Raw genomic sequence first — 24,003 nt, 5'->3', positions numbered from 1 at the left:
CTCCCTCATTGAAAGCTATGTTTGATTTTAGCGTTATGCCTTAGCCCTAGTTCTCGTTGAAACAAGAGCCTAGTTATTTTTGAAGTACGTAGGTTCCTGGTGCATCGGGCAATTTATCGTCTAGTTTACGCCCATTCACTAAGGTTTGTGAAGACTGTTGGACCAACCACTCGTGCCAAGCTGTCCACCAAGAACCCTCTTGTGGGGGAGTTGTTTTAAGCCATGCATTCGGTGCAAGATAGGGCGTGTCTTTTTTGCGCTCGCGAATACGGTAGGAGCGGCCTTCATGACCAGGTTGACTGACTATCCCTGCATTATGACCACCATTGGTTAGTACAAACGTGAGATCGTTATTAATGAGTAAATGTGATTTGTAGACTGATTTCCAAGGAGCTACGTGGTCTTTTTCGGTACTAACAACAAAGGCGGGGACTTTAATATTTTCTGCAACGATGTGTTTATCCTCGACGGTAAATCGACCTTCAGAAAGATCATTGTTCAAAAATAATTTTTCCAAATATTCGCTATGCATCTTATAGGGCATTCTTGTGGCATCCGCATTCCATGCAAGAAGAGCGATCATGCCTCTTTGGGTTCCGTGCATGTAATCTTGTACCATTTTAGACCAAATCAAATCATAGGATCGCAACATTTGAAAGCTTCCGGCCATCTGTTTTGTGTCCAAATAGCCTTGCTCCCACATCATGCTTTTTAAAAAGGACACTTCACTCTTGGTGATGAATAACAAAAGTTCTCCGGCATCTGAAAAATCCCCTTGTGCTGCAAGAAGCGTAAGACTTTTAAGGCGATTGTCATGGTCCGCAGCCATAGCAGCGGCTGCAATCATGGCAAGCGTTCCTCCTAAGCAATAACCCATTAAATGGACTCGAGTATGGGGTATAAATTGAGTGACTGCGTCTATAGCTGCCATTGCTCCCATGCGGTAATAATCATCCATTCCGAGATTTCTATCTTCTTTATCTGGGTTGCGCCAGGAGACGATAAATACGGTGTGGCCTTGTTGAGTTAACCAATTAACTAGGGAGTTCTCTGGGAGTAAATCCAGAATATAATATTTCATAATCCAGGCTGGCAGGATCAGTATTGGTTCTTTGTACACTTTTTCTGTTTGTGGGGCATATTGAATAAGCTCAATCAGGTGGTTGCTGAAAACTACTTTTCCTTTTGTGATCGCAACCTGTTTTCCTGGAATGAAATTCTCAACGCCTGCTGGTGGTGAGCCTGTAATTTTCTCCATAAAATCTTGAATAGCCAATTCGGTTCCACGTACTAAATTTTGACCTTTAGATTTTATAGTCTCATAAAATAAATCTGGATTTGTCAAAACAAAATTAGATGGGGACAAAGCATCTAAGATCTGTCGAGTTCCAAAGGATACAGTCCGTTTAACGTGAATGGGTAGCCCAGGAATTTTTGTAGAGGCTTGTAAACACCAATCCTCAAATTGCAAAAATTGTTCAGCCCACAAACGCCAAGGGTAATTGCTCCAGTTGTCTGTGTGAAAGCGCACGTCTTTTCCGTCTCTTGGTTTTTCATAATTGAATAAATTGTTGATGCCATCTGCAGCGTGTAAAAAAGGATAGCTGGCTAAGCGCACTAAGGAGCCTGGCGATTGTAATAGTTGAGCAATCCATGAAAAATAGGCTGTCCCCAGTGCTGCTGGACTAATTCCGGCTGTCAATTTTCCTAAATTAGCTTGAAATACTTTATCAAGAAATTTAAAAACCTCATCTGGTTTAGGCTCTTGGTGTATCTTTTCATTGGGAGTAATTGGTTCATTCACGGTACTGGTTTTTTTTTCACTGGTGCGGGGTGATTTAGGTTTCCTTGCCTTTTCAGGAACGATTCCAGCTTTTTTCATACTTCACTCCTTGAAGGCTTTTGATTTATAAAAGGATTATAGCAGGTTTAAATAAGACTGAATTATAGTTATGATAGGATTTATTTAGGAGGCGATAATGCGAAAATTGATTTTTAGTACTGTATTGAGCACCGTGTTTTTAATGTTGGTTGCTTGTCAAAATAATCCGGTGAGTGATTTATTAACTCCATCTTATCCATCAGGAATGACCCTGCAACAATCAGTTCAAGATGCTCTGGCTAGCAGTGATGATCCAGCATTAATACAAGTGCATGTGGAGACGAACCAGAATGTGGTGATTTTAAGTGGTTACGTGAAGAAAATCCGTCAAAGCGATACGGCTGAACAGATTGCACGCAAGGTACCCGGGGTCCAATCCGTTCAGAACAATATCATTGTTCGACCTTAAGAACCTTAGTCAAGCAGTAATTGTTGCTCTTTAGCCTAGTCGCTATTTCTCTTCTTTTTTACAACAGCTGGGGCAACAATTAAAGCAGTTATAAAGCCATGCTATCAAGAAGCCTCCAATAAAGGCATCCACAAAGCCAATAACTCCACCTATAACGCTACCCATCACTGAGGGAGCAAATCCAAGATATATTGCTGACATCATTTCAACAAATGGTTTTCCATATGAGAAATGGTAGGCCAATAACCCCATTATGAAGATGGAAACTCCCCAGATAACTCCTAAAGATAGCCCTAAACCTACAGGATTTAATTTGCAACCACTCATGATAATCTCCTTATGAGGACCTTATACTTTAAGTATATACCAATAGTGCTAACTGTATAAAAAATAGGTTAATTTTATCTGTTTTATGAAGTGTTGACCTTGGACTCTGGATAGGAAGGATACAATCGTAGGGGTCGGTCCTTGAGGAATCGACTCAACTTATAGTGCCCCCACTAATCTCTTCTCTGATTATCAGTAAGCGTAGGTCCGGGGCTTCGCCGAATGGCGCTGCCTTAAGCAGAGTCATTCGTGAAAGCGGATAGTTTCATATCCGCTTGCTGACGCGCGCGGCTCGGTTCACTCCCTGCTGTGACTAGGATTTGATTCAGACAGCAAAGTAGGAACCGAGCCGCGTCGCGCGCATAAGCGAGCGGAGCGATGCGGGCCGTATAGAAGAACCTAATGGCACCGCTTTAGGCAGCGCCATTCGGCGAAGCACCCGACCTTTGATATAAATGCCCCATTTTAAAAAATGAGTCGATTCCTCATGCTCCGTCCCATTGTTTCTTAATGACTTCTTTTACAACTACTTAAAAGCAGCCAATTTGAGAAATAATCAAAATAAGGTCTACACTTAATAAATATTACTCCTTAGTTGTCATGTCATGAAATACCTCATCGCAATTGTATTTAGTTTCTTGGTTTGTCTAAATGGTTTTGCCTATGCAACGGATAGTGAGCTCCCTAAAGGCTTAGTGAAAGTTAGTAAAGACACAGGCGCTCAATGCGTGGAGTTTGTGAATTATAAAGGAGACTTGTATTGTAGTTTAACTCCCATGGATTCCTCCGTGATGGATCCCTCATTGGTTCAAGATGAAAAACAATCGATTAAATTTGATAACAGGCCTTGGGTTGCTGCTTGGGGGAAGAAAACTCCGACTGGTTTCACTTTGGAGTACATCCCCATAGGGCAAAATATTAACCAATGGAACGAGCTGATTACAACTCAGTTCATGCCTAACTTAAAGGGGAAAACAGCAGCAGATCTAGGGGATAGGTTTTTTAAGAATCTGGACGAGACTGGTGTAGAGTATGTGTATGAAATTTTTGAGAATAGCCAAGATTTGTTTATTCTTGAATTTAAAGTCGTCAAACCAAGTGAACTGGTTCAAGATGAAATCCTTAAAATTACCACTGGAAAAGAAGGGGCTTATTTTTTGCACTATGCGATAAAAAAGGCCAACATGAATGCAGACGAACGTGAAAAATGGCTTAATCTTCTTCGTTCTAGTTCAATTAAAGAGTAAGTACGTGTATCCTTCAATCAGGAGTAATGCAAAATCCCATTCTCTTGGTAAAAGTGGATTTCAATTCAGTCAGTTAGTGCGCTTAGCGTTTTCATCGAAATCAAATTTTGCCTGGGGCTAGGTGCTTTTCGTTAGTCGTGACTATAAAAGCACAGGACTTCCGCAAACCCCTGAGGTCGAGGCAAAAAATGGTTTGAATGAGGGAGTTTAGATAAACCAAATGACCGAATTCAACCCATTTTTTTACGAAGAGATTGGGGTTTTGCGGAAATTGTGAAGCAAAGTGAATAACAAAGGAATTGCTATGAAGTTGACCTTTTTGGGTGCTACAGGAACGGTAACAGGGTCTAAATACCTCATTGAAACAAACACTAAAAAAATTCTTGTAGATTGTGGTCTATTTCAGGGCTTAAAAGAACTGCGTTTGCGCAACTGGTCCGCTTTGCCCATCACGCCCAAAAGCATCGATGCAGTGCTCTTGACGCATGCTCATATTGACCACAGCGGATATTTACCTTTATTGGTTAAAAATGGGTTTAGGGGGCGAATCTATGCAACTGCTGCTACCTATGATCTGTGTAAAATTCTATTGCCTGATAGTGGTTATTTGCACGAAGAGGATGCAAAAAGAGCCAATAAATACGGCTATAGTAAGCATCAACCAGCCTTACCGCTGTATACCCAAGAGGATGCTGAAGAATGTTTGAAGTACTTTGAAGAAGTTGATTTTAATACTGATTATCCTCTATTTGATGATTTTGAAGTAAGTTGGCATAGAGCTGGTCATATCTTAGGGTCTTCTTTTGTGCAGATACGTTCAACTCAGACCAAGCTATTGTTCAGCGGGGATATAGGTCGTCTACATGATCCAATCCTGAAACCCTCTGAACTTATGAAAGAAGCAGACTATTTGATTCTAGAGTCAACCTATGGTAATCGCTTGCATGATAAAACGGACCCGCTAGGGCTTATCGCAGGTATTGTTAATGAAACTTTTCAGCGCGGTGGGACTGTACTTATTCCTGCATTTGCAGTGGGAAGAGCGCAAACAATATTGTATTTTATCTACCTGCTTAAACAAAAAAAACAAATTCCGGACATACCTGTATATCTTGATAGCCCTATGGCTGTTGATGCAACTCAGTTATTGCTAAAGTACAGCAGTGATCATCTATTGGGGCCAGAGCTATGCAAGGCGGTGTGTCGTACAGCGACTTATATCCAAACTCCAACAGAATCCATTGGTATCGATTTGGATCGTAGCCCTAAAATAATCATTTCAGCGAGTGGGATGATGACGGGTGGAAGGGTTTTGCATCATTTAAAGGTTTATGCTCCAGATCAGTTGAGCACGATTCTATTAACAGGCTTCCAAGCAGATGGTACTAGAGGTGCAAGGATGTTGAATCATGAGCCTACAATTAAAGTTCATGGTGATGAATATCCTGTTCGAGCAAGACTTGAATCCATCACTAATTTATCCGCTCATGCAGATTATGAAGAGATTTTGATTTGGCTGAAGCAGTTTGTAAAAGCTCCAAAGAGAGTGTTTATAACGCATGGCGAACCGAATGCTGCATTAGGGTTGAAGGGACACATTGAGAAGGAATTAAAGTGGGAATGTTCAATTCCTACTTATTTAGAGAAAGTCAGTTTGGATTAGCCCTGTAAAAAGCTAAGGGACGGACCCCATTCATTCATTCATTTAGATTACGATAGTGTGTATACCTTTCAACGATTATCTGAAATTACCCTGTAACAGCCTGAATCTGGACACAACCAGTTTTCATTTGGACGGAGACTATGAACAAGATATTGATGCACAATCCATCAATATTACTTGAGGATATAGCCGGGATTGCCGTCCGGATCCCGGTCAGGTTGCATTAAATACGGTCATGTGGAGGCTGGCAGAAGAAAATGCTTATTTCCCGGATATGAATAATAAACCAACGCAACGACCAACTGCACGATGAGTATTTTTTGTTTTCAGGGAATTAGCGTGTTGTTCATCGATCAAAAAATAGAAGTGACCACAAATATTGTTGATAGGCAGAGAGTGATACTGAATGAACTTGGTAAAGCTTATTGGAGATTTTATTCATAGATTTATTGCGGAATGTCGGATTGATGAACCTGTTTCATTAAAAATTGAATTTGAATAAATAAACTTTGCATTTTTTTGTTGGATGATTCATCGCGTTAAATTTTATTTTCTTGCTAGCTATTTGCTCTTAATGATCGATTTATTGCCATAAATACATGCTATGTGTTATAATTCTATACAATTAGTAAGTAACTAATTTGCCTGTGTTGTTGGAGTTATATGATGCCCTCATCCAAAGATAAAAATCCTAATATAAATAAAATATTCAAAGCTATAAAAGATAAAATACAGACAGAGGTAGAAGATAAATTACGTCGAGAAGAAGCAAGAGATAAGTTACGTAAAGATATAGAGGGATTAATTGCAGCTCAATATACTTTGTCTCCCCAAAAGTTTGCTGAAGAGGAAATTGCTGTAAAGCAAGCTATTGAAAAACTAGTTCTTGTACTCAGTCAACCCCCAAATCAAAGATCCCTTTTAGCTGAAATTCCAATGGACTCAATTGAAAATATGACTAAAAGAGGCCATCTAACAGTTATCGCGAAACAACTGGATGAAAATTTTCTGATTGGTATTGAAAAAATATTAAAAAATTCGGATTTTGAAATGACAGCAAATGGAGAAACCATTGCTTTATCTGATTTATACAATCAATGCAAAACAGAATTAACTAAAAATGGAAAAGAGCCAAATTTTGAGGATGTACTACTTAGGATGTATTCCAAGGAGTCTCCTTTCTATAAGAAATTGAACGCTATTGTCGGCGCCTATAATGACCCATCGAGCACTTCCGACGAAGAAAGAAAAATGGCTTTTTTACTTAATATTGCCATTCATAAGGCTGGGCTTATGAAAAGAGAGGTTGAAGTCCATAAAACGCCGGATTTTTTGTACCGCGGTCAAAGCTTTGGGAGCCCTATATTTAAACAAAAATTTGCACGTGTCCAGGATTTACAAAAAAAGGGCCAACTTGCTTCCTTAGCCCCTGAGCAACTGGTTGAAATTAATATTGTAGATATTATCGCAAAAAAGAATGTAAGCATGACTTCTAACATAGATATAGCCAAGGGTTTCGCTGGTAATGGAGGAGTTGTTTTGCATGTCTGTAATCCCGAACAACTTGCTGATTATTATGCGGTGGCCAATGTATCCGCTCTTCCGAACGAAGCTGAGTTTATGTCAAGAATACCTGATGACGTGGCCATGATTCCTATCGAGATAATTGAAATACAGGGTATTTATCACATTCAGGTCATGTGCATTCACTCTCAAAATACACAACTCTATCAATCCACTCGCCTTCATGACCTGAGAAACTCCTTAAAAAACTATGTTGATAAAGAAATCAATGAACCGCTTTATGGATTTTTTAATTCTTCCATGAAAAATAGCGATAATTTTGATTCTTTTGGCACACCCATCCAGGATTTATATTCAAGGGAGTATACGCAACAACAAAAAAAATTAATGAAGGAATTAATGAGCGCTATAGAGGAATCAGAAAAGCATCCGCTCGTAGATATTGCCAAGCAAAACGAATTTTTGGAAAAGACAATAAAAATACTTAAAAACCTATATGAAACTAATCCTACAGCTAAACAGAAGCAAGAGCTAGACAACATCAATGCAATGTTCCAGGACTTTAGTGCAGCCGCCACCAATCTTAGTGTAACCCACAAGATGGCCTCTCCAAACGAGATTATAGCCAGTGAGCAGAGAAAAATGGATAAAAATTTACAGGGTAAACGGTTATGGCTTGCTGGAATGACTAGTGAAGCAGAGAGAAAGCTGATTGAACCATTAAGAAAGGATATGGACGCTTTACTGCTTGTTAATGCTTCTTTAGCGGAAAAGAAGAAGGCGGCAAATAATATTCTCGATGTGCTCAAAGCGAATCCCGGTATTGGTGCTTACTTCAAAGTATTGGAAGAAAGTATAAAGAATGTGATTAAATCTGCGGATATGATTGAAAAGCAAGAGCAAATTCTAATCAGGAATGCCTCTAGTGTTGTAACGTTAGAAGGTGTTTTGCGAAAATCATTTTAAACAATCAGCAGCCAACCTGTGGGCTCAGGCCTTGAATTTTGAATTCCAACCACGTGCCAATAAAAAACCGGTACAATTCACAATCCAAGGCCTGACCCCATTGATGTGTTTTGAAATTAAGCATAACTGCTGAGCCATAAGGGCGAAACGTCATATGATCTCTTATGCAAAACCACTTTTATTGGAAATGCTCTTGATGGGCGAATTAATGACAACTTCCAGTTTTTAAAAACTTAGCATTTTGAAGTTTCTTGGGTATAAATGGGCATAAACACCACCTTATCGACAATAAGGCTGTTTACATAGGCCCTGTTGATTCGAACCTGTTAATTTCAAGCATTTGCGAAGTACCTTCAATAATTGCCATTGGATCTTCCTGTTTGTTGAGAATCATCCTATTATTCAAACTATTGCAGCTAACGTTAAGGAAGCTTCAATTTTTTGCTAACTTTGAGCGCTAGACTGACCAAAATTAAAAACAAAACCAAAAGGACAGGACATGCTGAACCCCAGACAAGTGAAGACCGTTGAGGACGCTAAAACCATTGTTGAACAAAGACAACTCTCCCATGTGAAAGTGGGGCTGTTTGATGTTGATGGGGTCATGTTGGGTAAGTACATGAGCAGGGAGAAGTTTTTTTCAGCCTTAGATAATGGGTTTGCTTTTTGCGATGTGGTTTTAGGTTGGGATTCAAAAGATAAACTCTATGATAATGTTAAATTTACTGGCTGGCATACCGGTTATCCAGATGCCCCTGTGAGGATTGTTCCCACAAGTTGTCGTGATCTAGTGTTTGAAGACAATCAATTGCTTTTCATTGGTGAATTTTCTCAACAAGCTGAAAGTATATGTCCTAGAGCTGTCTTGAGGCGTGTGATTAATAAAGCTGCAGGGATGGGCTATCATGTGTATGCTGCTTTAGAATATGAATTCTTTGTTTTTGATGAAACACCTGATAGTGTGCGAGCTAAAGGCTTTCGCAACCTCCAACCCTTTACACCGGATAATTTTGGTTATTCCATGATTCGAAATACTGTTCATGCTGAATTGTATCAGCAGATTTTAGGTATGGCGGAAAAAATGGATTTTCCGATCGAAGGATTGCATACAGAAACTGGTCCTGGTGTATTAGAGGCAGCTATCGCAGTAGATACTGCTGAGGAAGCTGGTGATAAAGCGGCATTGTTTAAAACATTTATGAAAGTACTCGCCCAACGCAATCATAAAATGGCTACCTTTATGGCAAAATGGTCAGGTCATTATCCTGGGCAAAGTGGCCATATTCATTTGTCCTTACGGGAAAGAGATTCTGGTCGCTCAGCCTTTTATGATGCGGATAAGCCACACCGCATGAGTAAAACGCAGAAGCATTTTCTTGCAGGACAACAGCGTTTAATGCCAGAGCTATTAGCGATGGTTTCTCCAACGGTTAACAGCTATTCAAGATTAATCCCAGGTTTTTGGGCGCCAACAGATGCAACTTGGGGAGTAGAGAATCGAACGACTGCATTAAGACTCATTCCTGGTAGCGATAAATCACAGCGAATAGAATATCGAGTGGGAGCAGCAGATGCTAATCCCTATTTAGCGTTGGCCGCAGCAATTGGCTCCGGTTTGTATGGAATTGAAAATGAATTGGAACCTGAAGAAGAAGTGAAAGGGAACTCCTATGAACAAAGACATAGTCCTGATTTGGCTTTACCAAGAACCCTTTGGGACGCTGCTCAACATTTAAGACAATCAAAAGCAGCCAAAGATCTGTTTGGTCATCACTTCATTGACCATTTCGCGGCAACAAGAGAGTGGGAAGAACGAGAGTTTAGAAGACATATCACCGATTGGGAATTGGATCGGTATTTTGAAATTATCTAATGGGATTAACTCACAATGACTAAAACATTAAAAACATACTCGCCAATTGACAATTCATTGTATGTAGAAAGGCCGTATGCATCTCAGGAGGACATTGACAAGGCCTTGGAAACAGCAAAGTTGGCTAAAAGGCTCTGGGCAAAGTCTTCCTTGGATGAAAGAAAGGAGTACTGTTTGTCCGCTGTAGACACTATTGTAGCCAACAAAGAAGCGATTGCTAAAGAGATTGCTTGGCAAATGGGGCGGCCTATACGTTATGCACAAGGTGAGGTTAATGGATTCGAAGAGCGTGCTAGATACATGATTCAACAGGCTTCAACTTCATTGGCACCAGTAGAATTAGAAGATAAGAAAGGATTTATCCGATTTATTCGGCGCGAAGCACTGGGTGTCGTATTTGTAATTGCACCTTGGAATTACCCCTACCTCACTGCAGTGAATGCGATTATTCCTGCATTGATGGCTGGGAATGTGGTGATACTAAAGCACTCAGCACAAACACCTTTAGTTGCTGAGCGATTTGATCAAGCGTTTAAACAGGCACGATTGCCTTCAGGAGTGTTTCAATATTTGCACTTAACGCACCAAGATACAGAACAAGTCATTAAGTCCCCCTGCATCAACTCAGTTGCTTTTACTGGTTCAGTAGAGGGGGGTGAAATGGTTGAGCGAGCAGCAGCTGGGCGATTTATTCACGTTGGATTGGAGTTGGGTGGCAAGGATCCCGCTTATGTTCGAGCAGATGCCGATATTGATTACGCCGTTGAAACTACCATTGATGGGGCATTTTTTAATTCTGGCCAATCTTGTTGTGGTATTGAGCGAATTTATGTTCATCGGCAAGTGTACAGTGAATTTTTGAAAAAAGCCGTGACTTTAGTCAATCAATATCGATTGGGTCGTTCAGATGATTCTGAAACCACTTTAGGCCCAATGGTGCGTGCTTCAGCAGCTGATTTTGTCAGGGAGCAAATCAGGGAGGCTGTGCAACAAGGAGCAACAGGGCATATCAATTCAAACGATTTTCAAATGGATAAAGCTGGCACAGCCTACTTAGCACCGCAGATTTTAACAGAAGTAACTCATCACATGCGTATTATGCGAGAGGAAACATTCGGTCCAGTGGTCGGAATTATGCCAGTTGATTCTGATGAGGAAGCGATACGCTTAATGAATGATAGTGACTATGGCCTAACTGCTGCTTTGTTTACCCAAGATATAGAAAAGGGGATAGCCATTGGTGAACAGATCGAAACAGGGACCTTTTTCATCAATCGTTGTGATTATTTAGATCCTGCTCTTGCTTGGACAGGAGTTAAAAACTCTGGAAGAGGATGTACCCTATCCTCCATTGGATATGAGTACTTAACTCGCCCCAAATCATTTCATATCAAAACATTGAGAGGATAAGATAAATGAGTGAAACGTCTTTAATTGCTAATTGGAATTATCCAACTCGGATTCGTATAGGTGCGGGTCGGATTTCTGAATTAGCACAAGCCTGCATAGACATGGGTATAAAGGCTCCCTTATTTGTTACGGATCCGGGTTTAGCGGCGACGTTGATGGTTGGCAGAATTATTCAGGATCTGCGAGCTTCTGGGTTAGACGTTGGATTATTTTGTCAAATTAAAGCTAATCCGACTGGTGAGAACGTCTTATTGGGTACCCAAGCTTATCAAATTGGACAACACGACGGTGTCATTGCGTTTGGTGGTGGTTCGGCTCTAGATGCAGCAAAAGCGATTGCTCTAATGGTAGGCCAGGAACGACCATTATGGGATTTTGAGGACATTGGGGATAACTGGTCTCGAGTCAATGTCGCTGCCATGGCACCGGTGATAGCTGTCCCTACTACTGCAGGAACAGGCTCAGAAGTAGGGCGCGCATCAGTGATTACCGATACAGAAGAGGAAATTAAAAAAATCATCTTTCATCCCAATATGCTGCCTGGATTGGTCATTTTAGATCCAGAATTAACAGTCGGATTGCCGCCTGCTTTAACTGCTGCAACGGGAATGGATGCGCTGTCTCATTGTTTAGAAGCCTTTTGCGCCACTTATTATCATCCAATGGCGGAGGGAATCGCGATGGAAGGAATAAGATTGATCAAAGAAAATCTGGTTAGAGCCTATCAACAGGGAAATGATACAACAGCAAGATGCAATATGTTGGTTGCTTCAGCAATGGGAGCAACTGCATTTCAAAGAGGTTTAGGAGCTATGCATGCTTTAGCGCATCCCTTAGGGGCATTATTTGATGCGCACCACGGTCGATTGAATGCGGTTTTAATGCCCTACGTGTTGGAGGCAAATCGTTCTGCTATTGAGGAGAAGATCAAACGACTCTCCAATTTCTTATCGATTTCTAATGGTTTTGATGGCTTTTTAGATTGGATCATGCAGATGCGGCTAGAGTTAAAGATTGAAAACACTCTAAGCGAGTTGGGCATTGATCACAAACAAGTTGATCGTTTAGCTAAAATGGCGACGGAGGATGCTGCAGCTGGTTCAAATCCCATTCCATTTTCTCAAGCTGAATACAAGGTTATCCTTGTAAAAGCCATCGGCAAGTAGGAGACACTATCGTGAAGTTAGGTATTTTGTTGTGTGATCAAGTCAGTCCAGCATTGGCAGTTAAATACGGTCAATATCCTGAAATGTTTATGAATCTGCTAAAACGAGCCGATTCAACTCTTGAGTCTAAAGTGTTTAATGTAGAAAATGGTGAGTTTCCTAAGAGCATTCATGAAGTGGATGCTTATTTGATTTCTGGCAGTCGACATGGTGTATACGATGATTATCCGTGGATAAAGCAATTAGAGCAGTTCGTCAGACTGTTGCATTTAGAACAAAAAAAACTGGTGGGAATTTGTTTTGGTCATCAATTGGTGGCTCAGGCTTTAGGCGGAACAGTCGTTAAATCACCCAAAGGATGGGGAGTGGGCATGTCCCAAAATCAAGTGTATCATCAAAAAGAGTGGATGGTTCCAAAGGTAGAGCAATTCAATATTTTGGTGAGTCATCAAGATCAAGTGATTGAACTGCCGCCAGGTGCTGAATTGCTTGCTGGTAGCGATTTCTGTCCAAACTATATGTTGCAAGTTGGGTCAACTGTATTAACCATTCAAGGACATCCTGAATTCACCAAAGACTATTCACGAGATTTAATGGTTTCCAAAGAAGACAAAGTGAGTGAGTCAGAATTTTCAAGGGCAATACAATCATTGGCTTTGGAGGAAAATGATGGTTTGATTGCTGAATGGATAGTTCGCTTTATATCAAACTAAGTTGTTGAATAGTGTCTCATCCTATAGGATAATATCTATACATTGTATTTAGATGCAAATCAGAGGTTTTAGGGGTACTCATGACAACAGTAATTAAAGCCGATGGAGATGGTCCTTCTCTGTTCAATGCACTAGCAATTGGTTTAGGAGTTGAAATACTCAGTGGTCGCTTGGATGCTTTTCAAGAAACCCCTGCTTACCAAGCATTGCTCGATGAATTTGCAAAACTTCACCCACAATTCAAACCTAAAGCTTGGAAAACTCTAAAAGAGTGGCTTATTTATTACAATAATGCTCGTGATATTGAACTCATTTTGGCTCCTGTTCTATTAAAATTAAACCAACACTATCAACTTAGTGCAGAAAGTGAGGCATTGGAAGAGTTGACTGACTTGGTGTTGAAATTCAAAGCCAATATTGCAAGTGGTAACCAATGGTTTCAGCTGGAATTGGTGGGTAACTTTTGCCCTAGACTAGATAATTTGCTTCTCGACGTCAGAAATAAATTATTGCTCGATTTAAGCAGGTTGCTACAAGGTATCGAGCTAGGAAGTAACCGTGAGGCTATCAAAGAGTTTCTCGCAAAAAACGCCACAGTGATATTGGGCGATCTGAAAGATAAATTTGAATCCGATAAAAATGCATTTCAGAGGAGTTACTCGGTTAAAGATGTTAAAGCATTATCCGATGCACTGTCCCTGGATGTATCTGAAGGTAGCATCGATGCGCCTTCTAAAAAACAAGCTAGGGTAGTAGTAGAGAATAAACAACAATATTGGGTTGTAAAATTTAATGATAGAGACGCTAGCATCTATCTAGATAGAACACCTCAGAGATTGAAACTGACACCTCTGGAAGCGTATCAAGGCGAAAAGTCGGTTAAATCCCCTTCCATAGAGGAATCGCAAGAAGTGGCAAAGGAATCTGTTGTGCATCTCAAACGCATTATTGATAACCCTGGACTTGGTAACTGTGCCTTTTACGCGTTTGCTACGGCCGTTCTAAGCATCATTGTACAAGAAAAAAACCAGGGCAAGAGAGAAATGTTTGATCGTTGGGTCAAACTTGATCCATCGGTATCAGACCTCTATGACCGATTGCCCGCTCTGTATGACAGTATATTAAGAAATAATATGGGTGGAAGAGACAAAGAGCTCTTAGATCAACTCCAAAGCTCTTTGCGAATTATAACCTATCAATATCAAGTTTCTGAATTAAGAAATAGTTGTGCAAAATTTCACATAAAGCCAAAAGATCTTGAAGAAAACAGTAATTTTGTGCAATTCGCTTATTTGTATTATGGCAATCCAATTGATACTGATCCAAGGTTTAACCCTTTTGCAAACTCGCCTGATATTTTGCGTGAATTGCAGAAGATTGATAGACGAACAGTGATCAAAAATCATGAAAATGATGTATTAATGCCCATTTTTTTGAAACTTGTCTATGGTGATAAAGTTGAGCCTAAGGACATTACTTATCGTACCGAGCCACAGAAAAACTCTCCAATTCTTGTTGCCATGAATGGTATTACACAAGATTTCTTTTGGGGATCACACATTGATTTAGATTATCTATCAATTGCTTTCAATCTAAACCTTCATGTATTACGTAATCAAAATGCAGTTCAAGAATACCCCAATGATCTCCCTAACCAACACACTATCACATTACAAAATCTAAATAATGCACATTGGACCACAGAGGTCATCGAGGCCAGGAAGATACCAGCAATTGATGCATTGAGTGTCCAAAATCCCACAAGAAAATCTGAACAACCTACTCTTTCAACTCAATCAATCTCTCTCTTTGGGGTAGGAAGTCCTTTGGGTCTAAACTCGACTCTACTCCAATCAAGGACGAGTGCTGGTTCAGAGGCGAGTGGCGAACAAGAAGTCGAGGAATTAACGGCTGATCAGAGAAAGCTAGAATATTTAAAACGAATTGTAGCGAAGGCTACTCTGGCCTATACTGATTACAACAAGAGCATCTGGTTCTGCTTCTTTCATTATCATGGTAGAGCAGGCCGAGATCGTGCAGAACAATTCAATCAAGATTTTTCTAAAATTAGAGATTTTGAAACAGCAAAAACAAGCCTATTGAAGTATCTTGGTGATAATAGCAATGGAAATACGCATGCACACTCTTACAGAACCATGCTCCTTCACGAGCTTCAGGGCGCGAGGGAGGATAAAAAATCATTGCAATTCCTTTCAGAAAATTACAGTAAATCGTTGAAGCGATTGAGGGAGGATTTAAAACCTCAGGTTCCTGAATACTCTATGTCGTTAATTTGAAGTTCTATATCCGCGACCGTCAGGGAGCGGAATTAAACAAAACATCAACCCTTATGTCTTTTGCTTATCAATCCCACAATTGGTGGCATCAATGAAACCACAATGATCCCATAAATGACTAAGGTAAAATTCTCTTTTACAACCGGAATTGATCCTAGGAAATAACCTAAACAGAGTAAACTTCCAATCCATAAAACGGCGCTTAATAGATTATAAAGCGTAAAATGAAGGGTATTCATCGAGCCAATGCCTGCAACGAATGGGGCGAATGTTCGTATAATAGGAATAAAACGTGCGAACACAATTGTTTTCCCACCATGTTGCTCATAGAAGGCATGAGCTTCATGCAAATGCTTTGGATTGAAGAGCCATGAGCGTTTAACACTAAAGATTTTAGGTCCAACACAATTGCCGATTAAAAAATTGATTTGATTGCCAAGTGTTGATGCAAAGAATAGTAGAGTAAAAAGTATCCATAGGCTTAATGGATGATTAGGTTGAGCAGCAATGCTCCCTGCGGCAAAAAGGAGTGAATCTCCTGGCAAGAAAGGAGTAACAACAAGCCCAGTTTCACAAAAGACAACTAAAACTAAAGCCAAGTAGGCCCAGAAACCATAGCTCGACACAAAGGTATTTAGATAGACATCGATGTGTAAAATATAGTCAATTAATTGGTGCATATAGTCTCTTGGATGAGTTTGTAGTATGAGGACTTACACAAAACCTTGGACATGTGCGTAAGCCCTAGGGGTTTTTGGTTAAAGAGATTATCGCTTAACTCATCTATGAAACCAAATCATTTTCCAAAAACTGGCGATTTTAGAGTTAAGACTATACACTTTATTTATAATTTAGTCTTATTCATGTTGCTGAGATTCAAATCCGCTCCCTCACGGTGGCGGCTCGGTTATCATTGAGCAGCGTGGTTGGGGACAGACCCCACTGGGGTCAGTCGCCGATATTCGCTAGCCAATCCGAGTCTCGATCGTGAGGAAGCGGATAATGGCATAACTCCAAACATAGAAATATGGGGAAACGGATGAATAAATTAGTCTCTGGTTTATTATGCTTCGTACTATTAATTGCGGCCACAAGCGCCAATGCGGTGACTAATCTCTTAACCAACTATTCACAACTGGTTAAAGCTCTTGAAAGAGGTGATGATGTAAAAGCCATTATTCGATTGGATTTTTGCGATATTACTGACCCAGAGCTGCAAAGCCAACTTGCTCAAAACATCGATGCAGCAACCACTCGAATTAATTTTACGCAATATCTTCATTTTAAAACTCGCATTAATGAACAACTAAGAGATATTGTGACCACAAGCACAGAGCAATTGATTGAAAATACTCCGGGGGTCTTTTTACAAATGATTGCTCGATTAAATGTGTTGGATGACAACACGGCAACTTTAAGGGTTAATTTTTATAATCATAATCTGAGTACTGGTTATTTGGTTGTTGATTTTGAATGCGACATTAGTAATGGTAAGGATGAGAATGGACTCTTGCTGTATGATTCTCCATAACATGGTTATAAATCCTTGAATAATAAAATTCCAATCAATAAGTTCTAGCCATCTAAAAATAATTTGTGTAATAATATTCCAAGCAGGGAATGCGTTTTTAAGCTTCACAATACAAGTCCATAAACCTCTTGGAGTATAACAATGACCTTTCTAAAACCACTGTATGTGCAAGTCCTAATTGGTGTAATTCTTGGTATTCTCCTTGGTTATTTCCTTCCTGATTTAGGTATACAACTCAAAGCATTTGCAGATGTGTTTATTCGAATTATTAAGATGTTGATTTCACCAATCATTTTTCTTACTTTGGTTTCGGGAATTGCCGCACTCCATGATGTACGTCATGTGGGAAGGATTGCAGGAGGTGCGCTGGTATTCTTCATAGTGCTTACAACATTAGCTTTGATTCTTGGACTGGTTGCTACGGATTATTTCAGGCCAGGAGTTGGACTAAATATCAATCCGGCATCTCTTAATATTGAAGAAGCAAATTCATACGTAGGTGGGGTGCATAAAGCAACTACAATTTCAGAGCTTTTACTGAACGTAATTCCTCGGACATTTGTAAGTGCTTTCGTTGATGGGGAGATGCTACAAGTTATTTTTGTTTCTTTACTATTTTCCTTTGGATTAATTTTGATTGGCAACCCAGGTAAAACAATCATTGCTGGGATGCAAACAGTGACTAAGGTATTTTTTCAAATGATACATCTCGTTATGTATCTGGCACCTCTTGCAACTTTCGCAGCGATGGCATTCAGTGTAGGTAAGTTTGGAGTAGGACCTTTACTGAATATGATGGGTTTATTGGCTTGTTACTATGCGACATCCATCTTCTTTATTTTAGTTGTCATGGGTTCGATTTTGCAGTGGTATTGTAAGATTAATATCTTTCATTTGCTTCGCTATTTAAAGGATGAATTGTTGATTGTCTGGGGTACTTCTTCGTCTGAAACGGTGTTACCTAATTTGATGGAAAAGCTAGAACAGATTGGTTGTAATAAGTCGGTCATTGGTTTGGTATTGCCTATGGGGTATTCGTTTAATCTTGCTGGTACAGCCATTTATTTAACCATGGCCGCTATGTTTATTGCTCAAGCCACAAATACAGACATGACAATATGGCAAGAGTTATCATTACTTGGAGTGATGATTATCAGCTCTAAAGGGGCAGCAGGGGTATCTGGAAGTGGTTTTATTGTATTAGCTAGTTCCTTAGCGACAATGGGTCATATTCCTGCAGCTGGAGTGGTATTGGTTTTAGGCATCGATAAATTTCTTAATGAGGCAAGATCGATTATTAACATGTTAGGGAATGCAATAGCAACGATTATTCTTTCAACGTGGGAAGGATCTTTTGATTTACAAACAGCTCGTAGTGTTTTATTGGCAAAGGAAGAAGGCCATGTTGGAGTTGGCTTGGCTAGTGAGTCTTGAGTGAGGCTTATGCAGCGCCATTCGTGAAAGCGGATAGTTCTGTATCCGCTTGCTGACGCGCGCGGCTCGGTTCACTCCCTGTTGTGACTAGGATTTGATTCAGACAGCAAAGAAGAAACCGAGCCGCGACTGTCAGGGAGCGGACCGATGCGGGCCGTGTAGATGAACCTAATGGCGCTGCCTAAGCAGGGTCATTCGTGAAAGCGGATAGTTCTGTATCCGCTTGCTGACGCGCGCGGCTCGGTTCACTCCCTGTTGTGACTAGGATTTGATTCAGACAGCAAAGAAGAAACCGAGCCGCGACCGTGAGGGAGCGGATAATAGGCCCAATGATCATTGTGCTCTCAATCAGTGATCCAATTTAGTGCCATACAATCTATCCCCTGCATCACCCAATCCAGGGACTATATAGCCATGATCATTTAATTGTTTATCAATCGCTGCCGTATAGATTGGTACGTCCGGATGCTCTTCGTGAAAATTGGCTATCCCTTCAGGCGCAGCTAAGAGACATAAAAACTTGATCGATTTAGGATTTATTGCCTTTACTTCTTTCACAGCAGCCACCGCTGAATTTCCAGTCGCTAACATTGGATCGACGATAATCACATCTCGATCTTGGGTATGTTCGGGAAGTTTAAAATAGTATTCAACAGGTTCAAGAGTTTTAGGGTCTCTGTATAATCCGATATGGCCTATTCGGGCAGTAGGGACAAGCTGCAGCATCCCTTCTAACAACCCGTTTCCAGCTCTTAAAATGGAAATGAAAACCATTTTTTTACCCTTTATAAGCGGGGATTTCATAGAATCTAGCGGAGTTTCGATGTCATGCATCTCCGTTTCCAAATCTCGTGTAACTTCATAGGCAAGCAGCATACTGACTTCATGCATCAGCATGCGAAATTTGCAAGTGCTGGTTTCCTTTTGGCGCATAATTGTCAGCTTGTGTTGAATAAGCGGATGATTGATAACGACAACTTGATTTTTGTCCATGACTTTTCCTTATTAAAAGACTGTACCATCACTAATAATTTGAATTGGGGGTGTGCCGTCGTTGCGCTTTTGCTTCGCAATCCTTCTCCCTGCTTCCCAAGTTCCACCTTGTAGGATTTTTGCTAAAGGAAGAGATGTCGAATCTTTGTTAAGTTGGTTTCGGATGAGCACTGCTAATTCATCCAATAGTGCTACGGTTAAAGCCCGCCATTCTACAATGCACTCTGAACCGGGTTCTTGAGCTTTCTCCAGAATAGCCGGGGTTTTCACCTGCAATAATTCACAGTCGAGGAGTAAACCACCATTTCGATATTCCGGCAAGCCAGTTAGAGCATCCATTTCTGTAACGGTAATTCCTAACTGCTCTAGTGGTTCAATGAGCGAGTAAGTTAGCCATTGGGTGAGCTTATGGAATGGGATGTATTCAGATCCTTGCTCTTTGGTTTTTAGGGCTTGATGTATCCATACATCTCCTAAGGAGACTCCTTGATGGCTTAATCTTGTAGGCCAAATACCATTAAATGCTAGGAGTGTAGTTTGAAACAGTTGTGTTGCTGAAAGCATCTTGTTGATTTGTAAGTTATGTACATAAGTATAAAACTCGCCAAGTCGTTTCTGCTGATTGAATAAATGCGGCTGCTCTAAAATAGCTGTACCTAGTTTATTCAGTAAAGTGATGCGTCCTGAAACACCTTCCAATACATTGTTGTTTGACAATTGAAAGGCATTTTGTAGTTGTTTTTCACTAAAACGTAGCAAGCATTCTGCATCTACTCGAAAGGGGTTATTAGGGTCCAAGCTAAAACAACCGCTTTGGTATAAATAGAAACTGGCTAATGCTAATCCTTCCGACCGGCTATAGCTTCTGCCGCTGCTCTCTTCTTGAAAAACCCAGCTTCGACCGGCCCCGGCGTCTAGAAGCACTGAGATGATAACGAGTTCATACAGAATCTTACCCCATGAAAGAGAGTTTTCAGGTTGGGCTTTTTGCCTTAATTGCTCGATACGATTGATTCCATCCATTTCAAAATGGCGCCAACGGCTATGATATGGGATATTGAGATCAGGATATTGGCTGGCGATAACATCGATAACGAAAGAAGCGGTTGATACCATTTTTTCTGAATTTAAGGCAAAATAATTCAGTTGGTTCTGTTTGGCTAAGTCCAGTATACGTTTAGATTGCGAGCGAATGGTCTTTGGATCGTATACTCTTTTTATAAAGTCTGGAACGTCCTGCCCAATATTATTCATGAAGTGCTCTTCCTTTGGGTTTGGCTAGTTCATTAATGTCAATAATTCCATCCGTAGAATAGTAGCCTGCAGCTCGCTTTGCATCGATTTCAACTTGTGCATCGGAAGGGATTAATTCATCTGGAATTTGAATTCGCTCATCAATATGAATACCGGCCCTTACTATCGCTTCATATTTAACATTCGACATAGAAACAAATCGATGTATTTTTGTTATACCAAGCCAATGAAGAATATCTGACATGATTTCTTGAAAGCGCATGTCTTGTACGCCAGCAACGCATTCTGTTCTTTCAAAATATTTAGCAGCCGTGTCTCCACCTTTTTGTCTTTTGCGAGCGTTATAAACTAGGAATTTAGTGACTTCGCCCAAACCTCTTCCCTCTTTGCGGTTGTATACAATCAAACCAGCTCCACCTTTTTGGGCTGATTCAATACACAGTTCAATCGCATGAACCAAGTATGGTCTGCAAGTACAAATATCAGAACCAAATACATCTGAACCATTGCATTCATCATGAATTCGGCAGGTTAATTCTATTTCCGGTTTATGGATAGTGGTAACGTCTCCGAAGAAATAGGCTGTAAGACCACCAATTGGGGGTAAAAAAACATCCAGATCTCGTCGAGTGACAAGTTCAGGAAACATACCTGCGGTTTGTTCAAACAAAGTTCTTCTCAATACCGACTCAGAAACTTGGAATCGTTCTGCAATTCCAGGAAGATACCACACAGGCTCAATGGCTGCTTTAGTCACGACCACATCACCATTTTCGCTTAGAATTTTACCATCCGCTTTTAATCGGCCCTTTTGCATGGCTACATGTAAGTCTGGGAGGTTTATATGAGCGCGAGTTACAGCAATGGTAGGTCTAATATCATATCCAGCTTGTATTTCATCAGCAAAAACGTTGGCCACTAGGTGCCCCCAAGGGTCGAGTGAAATAATTTTCCCTGGAGTACTCCATTGTGCATGAGGGCCAATGTCTGCAGGAGGGGTAGTATTACTTAAATCAGGAACGTGCTCTGGATCCAATAGTCCAGCAGCTACAGCAAGTGCTCGATAGACAGAATAAAAACCAGAATGAGTTCCAATGACGTTTCTATGTCTAGTATTCGTGAGCGATGCTATAACTGGCCCTCTTTCCTTAGGATCAGCTTTTCCCCATTGGACATTTAATGGCGCTACATTGTGTCTAGCAGGGTGAGATGTCAGAACAATGTGTCCTTTGTTTTTTTTCTTTGAGTCATCCTGTGTCATGATTTTTTTCTCTTTTATTAAGTTGAAAGGGTTGGTTAAATAGTATCTAACCAGTCATAGATGACTGCATTGGCGAAAGCGACATTTCCAACTTGGCAATGGCTTCCAGCACCTTCAAAATCACTAAACTCATGTTGATCAGCATGTGTTATTTGACAAAACTCTTCGAATTGACGTCTTGGTTCCTCACCCTCACTACTTCCAAGCAAGGCTAGGCAGGGAATGTCAATATTCTTTATCGCTTCCCCAACAGAGAACTCCTTCAAATAATTAAACGTTGCTTTAAAGCTTGACTGTCCGAATCGATGAATTAATTGCTCGGCTTGAGACTTGAGTTGTGGCGGCATGACATCATCAGGTATGGACGGAATGTCTTTTATACTGAAATCATCAGAATCAGCCATTTTACAAGGATCCATGTTAACAAATGAACACATGTAAGCATGTAAATCCAGAATAGGGGAGTTTGCAATCAACACTTTGATTCTAGAGTCATGGCAGGCTGCCCTAGTAGCAAAATAGCCGCCAAAGCTAATACCCATCAGAGTAAGGGTATGCATATTGATTTCATGCCTTGACTGGAAATAATGAATAACACGCTTTACAACATGGTCATAATTAGGTTCGAAATGGGTTTCTGAATAGTGCCGAAAAACATCCATTTGTCCAGGACCAGCAAAATGGATTACATTATAACCACGATCAATGGCCGCTTGGCCACGTAATAGAAACTCTTCCTCTAAAGTACCATCAAAGCCACTGACAATTAAAATAGTATCGCGTTTAATGCCGTCATTTGCCGGAGAAATAAAGTAAGCTGGCAAATTAATGTTTTGGTAGGGAATGAGGTGGTGTTCAAAGTGAATATCCATGCTAGAAATAGCTAAGCTGAAGCAGTCAGCAGAATTGAGGCCCAGTTTACGGTGCTTCTCGGAGGTCATTGGGGAATAATATTCAGCAGCACGAAAAGAGTTTGCTGCTTTAAACAATTGTTCTCGACCACTGATAAGATGGTTCTTTACTAATCGTTCCATCCCATCTTTTTTTTGCCATTCAGCAAGGTTTTCAAATGCTCTGACCCAATCGACAGGGTTGTTGGTCTTTATTGTGTTTGCAATATGTAAACATTCACCTATGGATGCAGCCCCATAAGCACATGCTCCTAATTGACGAATTAATTGAAAATCCATTTCTGGATCTGCAAACCCTTTAACTTGAATTCCACCACGGCTAATATCGTTCACAGTTGCCTCACCAGATCCGTTGCTTGAGTATTGGCTTATAGTAGCGAGTCATTGTGCGAACATCAACAGGACTTATGCAAAACTCCAATTTCTTCGTTAAAAATAGAGCGGACTTACGCAAAACCCTGATCTCCTCGTTAAAAAATGGTTTGAATTCGGTCATTTAGTGTCTATACAATCCCTCATCACACCCATTTACACACTTATTCCGCTCCCTCACGGTCGCGGTTCGGTTTTGTGTTGTGTTGAAGACTGTGGATCAAGTAGCACAGTTCTAACCGAGCCGCGACCGTGAGGGAGCGGAATAAGTGCATTTTCCCTTACCCTGGGTCATAAACAAATTATTTGAATAGCTCAATGAAACTAGCTAAGATACAAAACCAGTTATCTTTTGTCAGGAAGACCCTCATGTCAACGCTCATAATTTGTTTATTGATAGCAGTCCTATTGCCCTATTTAGCCAAGATACCCGCTGCTTATGCCATGAGCAAAGAGGGAAAGGGATATGATAATCATCATCCTCGTGAACAGCAGTCTCGTTTGCATGGTTTTGGGGGGCGTGCTGTAGCTGGTCATCAAAATGCGTTTGAATCTTTGGCTGTTTTTTCTGCGGCTGCATTGACCGCCTTAGCAACCAATCATGTTACTTTAACCATCCAATACTTAGCGATAACACATATCGTGTGTCGAATAGTTTATCATGTACTCTATTTACTGGACCAAGCCACATTACGATCAACGGTATGGTTTGTCAGTGTTATTTCTTGTGTTTCGATTTTAGTGTTATGCATCCCTTGAGATGATGTTAT

The 24,003-nt window shown here is 40.5% G+C and carries 19 protein-coding genes; 12 read left to right on the top strand and 7 right to left on the bottom strand.

The genetic code is table 11. The annotated features are described in order from the left end of the window. Positions 1-73: 73 nt before the first annotated feature. A complete protein-coding gene (locus tag Lwal_RS13620; protein ID WP_058481359.1) occupies positions 74-1,882 on the bottom strand; it encodes a PHA/PHB synthase family protein in 1,809 nt (602 codons plus the stop codon). A gap of 97 nt (positions 1,883-1,979) precedes the next feature. Here Lwal_RS13620 and Lwal_RS13615 point away from each other — a divergent pair, with 97 nt between their 5' ends. After that, complete coding sequence (locus Lwal_RS13615) at positions 1,980-2,291, top strand: BON domain-containing protein (RefSeq protein WP_058481358.1); 312 nt, start codon at positions 1,980-1,982, stop codon at positions 2,289-2,291. Positions 2,292-2,333: 42 nt separating this feature from the next. Here the strand turns inward: Lwal_RS13615 and Lwal_RS13610 are convergent, their stop codons facing one another. Beyond that, on the bottom strand, positions 2,334-2,618 hold the full coding sequence (locus Lwal_RS13610) for a bacteriophage holin (RefSeq protein WP_058481357.1): 285 nt from the start codon (positions 2,616-2,618) through the stop codon (positions 2,334-2,336). Between the two features lie 605 nt (positions 2,619-3,223). On the opposite strand from Lwal_RS13610, the gene Lwal_RS13605 reads away from it, so the two are divergent. From Lwal_RS13605 to Lwal_RS13570, 8 genes are all read left to right on the top strand, one after another. Then, entirely contained in the window at positions 3,224-3,865 is a 642-nt protein-coding gene (locus tag Lwal_RS13605) for a hypothetical protein (protein WP_058481356.1), read from the top strand. A gap of 304 nt (positions 3,866-4,169) precedes the next feature. After that, positions 4,170-5,528: an MBL fold metallo-hydrolase RNA specificity domain-containing protein gene (locus Lwal_RS13600; RefSeq protein WP_058481355.1), complete on the top strand. Its 1,359-nt coding sequence runs from the start codon at positions 4,170-4,172 to the stop codon at positions 5,526-5,528. A 663-nt stretch (positions 5,529-6,191) separates the two neighbouring features. Continuing rightward, positions 6,192-8,018 (top strand): hypothetical protein, encoded by a 1,827-nt coding sequence (locus Lwal_RS13595; protein WP_133141257.1) that lies wholly within the window; start codon positions 6,192-6,194, stop codon positions 8,016-8,018. 499 nt (positions 8,019-8,517) lie between these two features. Beyond that, positions 8,518-9,891, top strand: coding sequence for a glutamine synthetase family protein (locus Lwal_RS13590; RefSeq protein WP_058481353.1), 1,374 nt, complete (start codon positions 8,518-8,520; stop codon positions 9,889-9,891). Positions 9,892-9,906: 15 nt separating this feature from the next. Beyond that, entirely contained in the window at positions 9,907-11,301 is a 1,395-nt protein-coding gene (locus tag Lwal_RS13585; RefSeq protein WP_058481352.1) for an aldehyde dehydrogenase family protein, read from the top strand. Between the two features lie 5 nt (positions 11,302-11,306). Further along, positions 11,307-12,467, top strand: a complete 1,161-nt coding sequence (locus Lwal_RS13580) for an iron-containing alcohol dehydrogenase (RefSeq protein WP_058481351.1) — start codon at positions 11,307-11,309, stop codon at positions 12,465-12,467. Positions 12,468-12,478: 11 nt separating this feature from the next. Continuing rightward, positions 12,479-13,180: a glutamine amidotransferase-related protein gene (locus tag Lwal_RS13575; RefSeq protein WP_058481350.1), complete on the top strand. Its 702-nt coding sequence runs from the start codon at positions 12,479-12,481 to the stop codon at positions 13,178-13,180. An 80-nt stretch (positions 13,181-13,260) separates the two neighbouring features. Next, positions 13,261-15,477, top strand: a complete 2,217-nt coding sequence (locus tag Lwal_RS13570; RefSeq protein WP_058481349.1) for a hypothetical protein — start codon at positions 13,261-13,263, stop codon at positions 15,475-15,477. A gap of 44 nt (positions 15,478-15,521) precedes the next feature. On the opposite strand, the gene Lwal_RS13565 is transcribed toward Lwal_RS13570, so the two are convergent. Next, positions 15,522-16,157 carry a DedA family protein gene (locus Lwal_RS13565; protein ID WP_058481348.1) on the bottom strand — a complete coding sequence of 212 codons (636 nt, stop codon included), beginning with the start codon at positions 16,155-16,157 and terminating at the stop codon, positions 15,522-15,524. Positions 16,158-16,516: 359 nt separating this feature from the next. Here Lwal_RS13565 and Lwal_RS13560 point away from each other — a divergent pair, with 359 nt between their 5' ends. Beyond that, positions 16,517-17,008, top strand: a complete 492-nt coding sequence (locus Lwal_RS13560; RefSeq protein ID WP_058481347.1) for a hypothetical protein — start codon at positions 16,517-16,519, stop codon at positions 17,006-17,008. A gap of 141 nt (positions 17,009-17,149) precedes the next feature. Beyond that, positions 17,150-18,442: a C4-dicarboxylate transporter DctA gene (dctA, locus tag Lwal_RS13555; RefSeq protein WP_058481346.1), complete on the top strand. Its 1,293-nt coding sequence runs from the start codon at positions 17,150-17,152 to the stop codon at positions 18,440-18,442. 348 nt (positions 18,443-18,790) lie between these two features. Here the strand turns inward: dctA and upp are convergent, their stop codons facing one another. The 4 genes from upp to Lwal_RS13535 are packed head-to-tail and all read right to left on the bottom strand — an operon-like array spanning position 18,791 to position 23,194. Next, positions 18,791-19,435 (bottom strand): uracil phosphoribosyltransferase, encoded by a 645-nt coding sequence (gene upp / locus Lwal_RS13550; RefSeq protein WP_058481345.1) that lies wholly within the window; start codon positions 19,433-19,435, stop codon positions 18,791-18,793. 12 nt (positions 19,436-19,447) lie between these two features. Continuing rightward, positions 19,448-20,689 carry a URC4/urg3 family protein gene (locus Lwal_RS13545; RefSeq protein ID WP_058481344.1) on the bottom strand — a complete coding sequence of 414 codons (1,242 nt, stop codon included), beginning with the start codon at positions 20,687-20,689 and terminating at the stop codon, positions 19,448-19,450. Further along, the gene (locus tag Lwal_RS13540; protein ID WP_058481343.1) at positions 20,682-21,950 is read right to left on the bottom strand and encodes a GTP cyclohydrolase II; all 1,269 of its coding nucleotides are present in this window, start codon (positions 21,948-21,950) and stop codon (positions 20,682-20,684) included. The genes Lwal_RS13545 and Lwal_RS13540 overlap by 8 nt, the downstream gene beginning before the upstream one ends. Before the next feature lie 35 nt (positions 21,951-21,985). Then, positions 21,986-23,194: an alpha/beta hydrolase family protein gene (locus tag Lwal_RS13535; RefSeq protein ID WP_058481342.1), complete on the bottom strand. Its 1,209-nt coding sequence runs from the start codon at positions 23,192-23,194 to the stop codon at positions 21,986-21,988. 408 nt (positions 23,195-23,602) lie between these two features. Here Lwal_RS13535 and Lwal_RS13530 point away from each other — a divergent pair, with 408 nt between their 5' ends. Further along, complete coding sequence (locus tag Lwal_RS13530) at positions 23,603-23,992, top strand: MAPEG family protein (RefSeq protein WP_058481341.1); 390 nt, start codon at positions 23,603-23,605, stop codon at positions 23,990-23,992. Positions 23,993-24,003 lie beyond the last annotated feature (11 nt).

The sequence above is a fragment of the Legionella waltersii genome (genome assembly GCF_001468085.1).
Taxonomy (GTDB): domain Bacteria; phylum Pseudomonadota; class Gammaproteobacteria; order Legionellales; family Legionellaceae; genus Legionella; species Legionella waltersii.
Note: the sequence above shows the minus strand (reverse complement) of the source record. Positions and strands in the feature narration are given on the sequence as shown.